The organism is Streptococcus porcorum (genome assembly GCF_053203725.1).
Genome location: NZ_JBRUDG010000053.1, coordinates 1 through 5,426 on the forward strand (window position 1 = coordinate 1; position 5,426 = coordinate 5,426).

4 protein-coding genes are annotated in these 5,426 nt (G+C 36.6%); all 4 read right to left on the reverse strand.

The genetic code is table 11. The features are described from left to right. Positions 1-157: 157 nt before the first annotated feature. On the reverse strand, positions 158-1,528 hold the full coding sequence (gene nox, locus ACVRWY_RS09220; protein WP_354369895.1) for a H2O-forming NADH oxidase: 1,371 nt from the start codon (positions 1,526-1,528) through the stop codon (positions 158-160). A gap of 143 nt (positions 1,529-1,671) precedes the next feature. Continuing rightward, positions 1,672-2,628, reverse strand: coding sequence for an ABC transporter permease (locus ACVRWY_RS09225; protein WP_354369894.1), 957 nt, complete (start codon positions 2,626-2,628; stop codon positions 1,672-1,674). A 2-nt stretch (positions 2,629-2,630) separates the two neighbouring features. After that, entirely contained in the window at positions 2,631-3,698 is a 1,068-nt protein-coding gene (locus tag ACVRWY_RS09230) for an ABC transporter permease (protein ID WP_354369893.1), read from the reverse strand. Beyond that, entirely contained in the window at positions 3,691-5,223 is a 1,533-nt protein-coding gene (locus tag ACVRWY_RS09235) for an ABC transporter ATP-binding protein (RefSeq protein WP_354369892.1), read from the reverse strand. Before ACVRWY_RS09235 ends, ACVRWY_RS09230 begins: the two co-directional genes overlap by 8 nt. Positions 5,224-5,426 lie beyond the last annotated feature (203 nt).

Below are 5,426 nucleotides of genomic sequence, written 5' to 3' on the forward strand. Positions count from 1 at the left end.
GGAACTTTGAAAACTTTAAAAAACGGATTTTGATTGCCTTGAACATAAAGAAAGAGAGAACGAATTTCGTCCTCTCTAGGTGTTAGCTTTTCATCTACCCACTACAGTTGACAAAGAGCCTTTTTTTGTAATGACGATATTATAGTCCTAGGTTGACCTATTCCTTAGCTGAAAGTGCAGCCATCGTAATGTAATTATATGGTTTATTAAAGTGTGGCAAGAAAAGAATATCAAGAAGAGCCAAACGCTCAATTGTAACTTGTTCCTGAATAGCTAAAGAGAACATATGCATTCCCATTGACACATCTTCTTTTGAAGCCATTTGTGCTCCTAAGACAACACGTGTATCCTTATCGTAAACAATACGAATCTTAACTTCATGATTGTCATGTTCCATGAATTCTGGTTTTTGAAGGTCAGAAAAATCTGTTGCAACAGCATTATAACCAAAGCGTTTAGCTTTTTCTAGCGTCAAACCTGTTGAAACCATCTTAAGATCATAAATAGAAATACCGTTTGAACCTTGAACACCAGCTGTCTCTACTTCTACACCACAAGCATTGTGAGCTGCAACAATAGCGGTACGAACAGCATTAGAAGCTAGTGCAATGTAGTTGGTATCTTGAAGGGCATTGTCATAAACAGTCGCACAGTCACCAATTGCATAAACATCAGGAAGATTTGTCTGACCTTTTTTATTAACCAAGAAAGCACCATTACGGAATAGATCAATCTTACCTGCACCAAGATCAGTATTAGGGCGGAAGCCTACAGCTAAAATAACCATATCCACATCAAAAGTTTCCTTATCTGTCACAAGGCGCTCCACTTTTCCATCACCTTCAACAGCTTGTACCGTTTGACCAAAGGCTAACTTAATACCATGTTCCTCAAGATTTTTATTCATTAAATCTGTAAATTCAGGATCATAGTAGCCACTCAGAGATGTTTCCGCAATATCAACCAAAGTAACTTCTTTGTCTAAACGTTGAAAGGCTTCTGCTAATTCCACACCGATATAACCTGCACCAACTACTGCAACACGTTTGATATCTGGGTTATTCAATTTTTCAATAACTTCTGCTGAGTTTTGATAGAGTTTCACAAATTGTAAATTTTCAAGTTTTGCTTTAAATTCGCGTGTTCCCTCTTGCAATTCAGCACCTTTGATCGGTGGAATAATAGGTGCTGATCCTGTAGCTAAAATTAACTTATCATAAGATTCAACATGTTTTTCACCATTTACAATTGCAGTAACTTCTTTCTTATCATAGTCAATAGATTCAACTGGTGACTCCATATAAACTTTAGCACCTGCAGCCTCTAATGTCTCCTTATTGGAATAGAATAAACCTTCTGGTCCTGAAATTTGTTTTCCAATCCAAAGTGCCATCCCACAACCTAAAAATGAGATATTTGAATTTTGGTCAAAAACGACTACTTCATTTTCTGCTCCATAATTATTTAAGATTGTATTAATAGCAGATGTACCTGCATGGTTCGCACCAACTACAACAATTTTAGACATACTAATTCCAACTTTCATTATTTATTACTCTAATATTATACCACATAGATAAAACGCTTACAAGATTTAAGCTCAGCATTTTCAGTATTTTTCATTTTGATGATAAAAAAACTCACTGCCAAAAAGTAACAGTGAGTAAAAAATTATTTTGATTTAATATAATTGACACCATTTGCTTTCGGACCTACAGCTTGACCGAAGAAGGCAGCAAGTACAATAATCGTTAATAAATAAGGCGCAATTTGCAAATAGTATATTGGAATATTTGATAACAATGGCAATTGACTTCCGATAACAGCCAAACTTTGAGAAAGCCCAAAGAATAAACTAGATAGCATTGCTCCGATAGGATTCCATTTCCCAAAAATCATAGCTGCTAAAGCGATGAATCCTGGCCCTAAGATTGTCGTAACAGCAAAGTTAACGGAAATAGATTGAGCGTAAACTGCACCGCCGACTCCTCCTAAGAATCCTGAAATCATAATCCCAAAATACTTCATTTTATAAACATTAATCCCTAAAGTATCCGCTGCTTGAGGATGCTCTCCCACCGAACGAAGACGCAAACCAAATCTGGTATTATTTAATAGATAAGCCGCTAAAAAGGCAAATGCAATGGCAATATAAGCCATCAAGCTAGTATTTTTAAAAAATATATCTCCAATTACTGGTATATTTGATAAAATAGGGAAATCAAATTTTTTGAAAGCCTCTTGTATATTATCTGTTTGTCCCTTACCATAGATAACCTTAACAAGGAAAACAGATAATGCTGGCGCCATCAAGTTCAAGACAGTACCACTAACAATGTGATCAGCACGAAAATTAATTGTAGCAACAGCGTGTATCAAAGAAAATAGAAGACCAACAACACCACCAACTAATACTGCAAACCAAGGAGTCAGTGAGCCTAATTGATCAGCAAATTCTAAGTTAAAGACAACACCTGAGAATGCTCCCATAACCATAATACCTTCTAGCCCCACATTTACCATACCAGAACGTTCTGAGAAAGTACCACCGATACTTGTAAAAATTAAAGGTGTCGCATAAATCAACATAGATGATACTAGAAGAGATAATATCGTCACAATATTCATTCTTATTTACCACCTTTCATTTCTTTTTTGGACTTTGGTTTTATGTAACGTTCGATTAAATAGTGTGCACCTACAAAGAAAATGATGGAAGCTGTCACAACTTTAACAAGCTCAGGTGGAATGCCAGCGATATTCATACCTGGAGCACCTACGCTAAGGGTACCAAATAAAAAGGCTGAAAAAATAATTCCTATAGGTGAATTAGCTGCTAACAGACTAACTGCCATACCATCAAAACCAATTGTTAAAGAACTGGTTTGAACAAAGACATTTTCAAATGTTCCTAACCCTTCAACAACACCTCCAAGACCAGCTAGGGCACCTGAAATAATCATAGATAAAATAATCGTACGCTTAGATGACATCCCTGCATATTCACTTGCATGAGGATTCAAACCAACTGATCTAATTTCAAAACCAAGTGTTGTTTTATTAAGCAAATACCAGATAAAAACAACTGCAATCAAAGCAAAGAATATCCCAATGTTCATTCTAGAATGGTTGGTTATAGCACTAAGCCATTCTGCCTGGTAAGTTGCATTATCAGAAACCTGAATACTAGAATCTACTGAGCGCATAATTTCTTTTGAAAATCCATTCTGAATGACTGCATTACCTAAATAAAGAATAATATAGTTCATCATAATGGTAACAATAACTTCACTTGTCCCTAAATAAGCTCGTAAAATTCCAGGAATGGCTCCTGCAACACCTCCAGCTATAGCAGCAATTAAAACTGTACACAATATCATAAATGGACGTGGCAAATCGGGGTTAGCCAAAGCAAACCATCCTGCAGCAATCCAACCTGCATATGCCTGACCAGATAAACCAATATTGAAGAAACCTGCTCGACTGGCTACTGTAAAACCTAAAGCGATTAGGATTAAAGGTGCCATAGCGCGAAAAATTTCACCAATATTTTTTACATTTCCAAAAGCGGTTTGAAACAATCCTTCATATCCCCATATCGGATCATAACCAAAGATTAACATCACGACCGCACCTAAGATAATCCCTAATAGGACAGAAATCAATGGAACAGCAATTTGCTGAGTTCGTTTAGACATTAGTAGCCTCCTTTTCTAAAACGCCACCAGCCATCAAGATACCTAGTTCTTGTTTGTTAGTCTGATCAGGTAAAACCACACCTTGAATCTTACCATCATGAATAACTGCAATACGATCAGATAAATTTAAAATTTCATCAAGTTCAAAACTAACAACTAGGACTGCCTTGCCTCGATCTCTCTCTTCTATTAAGCGTTTATGGATATATTCAATCGCACCAACGTCTAAACCTCGAGTTGGCTGGCTAACGATCAATAGGTCTGGATCTCTATCAATTTCACGTGCAATAATCGCTTTTTGCTGATTTCCTCCGGAAAAACCTTTAGCAGGAACTAGCTCATTAGCACCACGAACATCAAACTCTTCCATTAATTTTCTAGCATACTCATTAATCTTTGGATAGTTCAAAATTCCTTTTTGGCTAAGAGGCTCTTTATAATAGGTTTGTAAGGCAATATTTTCTGCTAATGTCATTGGTAAAACCAAGCCGTCACGATGGCGATCTTCTGGAACATGACCTACACTCAATTCTGTAATTTGACGAGAAGAATACTTTGTAACTTCTTGTCCTTTGATAACAATTGACCCGCTTTTTACTTTTCGTAATCCTGTAATCGCTTGAATCAGCTCACTTTGACCATTTCCATCAATACCTGCGATACCAACAATCTCGCCTGCACGAACTTCCAATGACAGATCCTTAACAGCAGGTATCCCTCGGTTTTCATTAACGACTAAATCTTTAATAGATAAAATAACATCCTGTGGATTTGATGGTTTTTTCTCTGTTTTAAAGGACACTGAACGCCCAACCATCATTTCTGCCAGATCTTCAGACGTTGCTCCAGCTACGCTAACCGTTTCAATCGATTTACCTCTACGGATTACTGTCACACGATCAGCTACTGCTCGAATTTCATCTAATTTATGGGTAATCAATATAATTGATTTACCTTCTTTAATCAAATTCTTTAAGATCCCCATCAATTCTTGAATTTCTGAAGGGGTTAGGACAGCTGTTGGTTCATCAAATATTAAAATATCTGCCCCACGGTAAAGTGTTTTTAAAATCTCAACACGTTGTTGGGCACCAACTGAAATATCTGCAACCTTTGCTGAAGGATCTACTGCTAAACCATATTTTTCAGACAAATCGCTAATTTCTTGACTGGCTTTCTTTAAATCTAACAAGCCATTTTTTACTGTCTCATTACCTAAAATGATGTTCTCCGCTACTGTAAAGGCTTCTACCAACATAAAATGTTGATGAACCATCCCAATACCTAACTGAGATGATTTTGAAGGTGAATCAATTGTCACGACTTGCCCGTCAATAGCAATCTCACCACTAGTAGGCTGTAGGAGGCCTGCTAGCATATTCATCAAAGTTGACTTTCCTGCACCATTCTCACCAAGTAAAGCATGAATTTCACCTTTTCTGAGGTTAAGATTGATGTGGTCATTTGCCACAAAATCACCAAATTTTTTGGTAATCTCTCTCATTTCAATGACATTTTGTGTCATAATGGGTCTTCCTTTCAGAAAATCTTTTTAATATTTCAGTAAAACCTACCTAAATTAGGTAAGCTTTACTGAGATATTATGGCTCTATAATTTCTGTAGTGGGTAAGAACACCGTGGAAATTATGGAGCCTTTTTGAATATAGAAAAAGGTCCCATATGACCTATAATGAAAAGCGACGAAACTCACATTAGAAAGGGTTCAT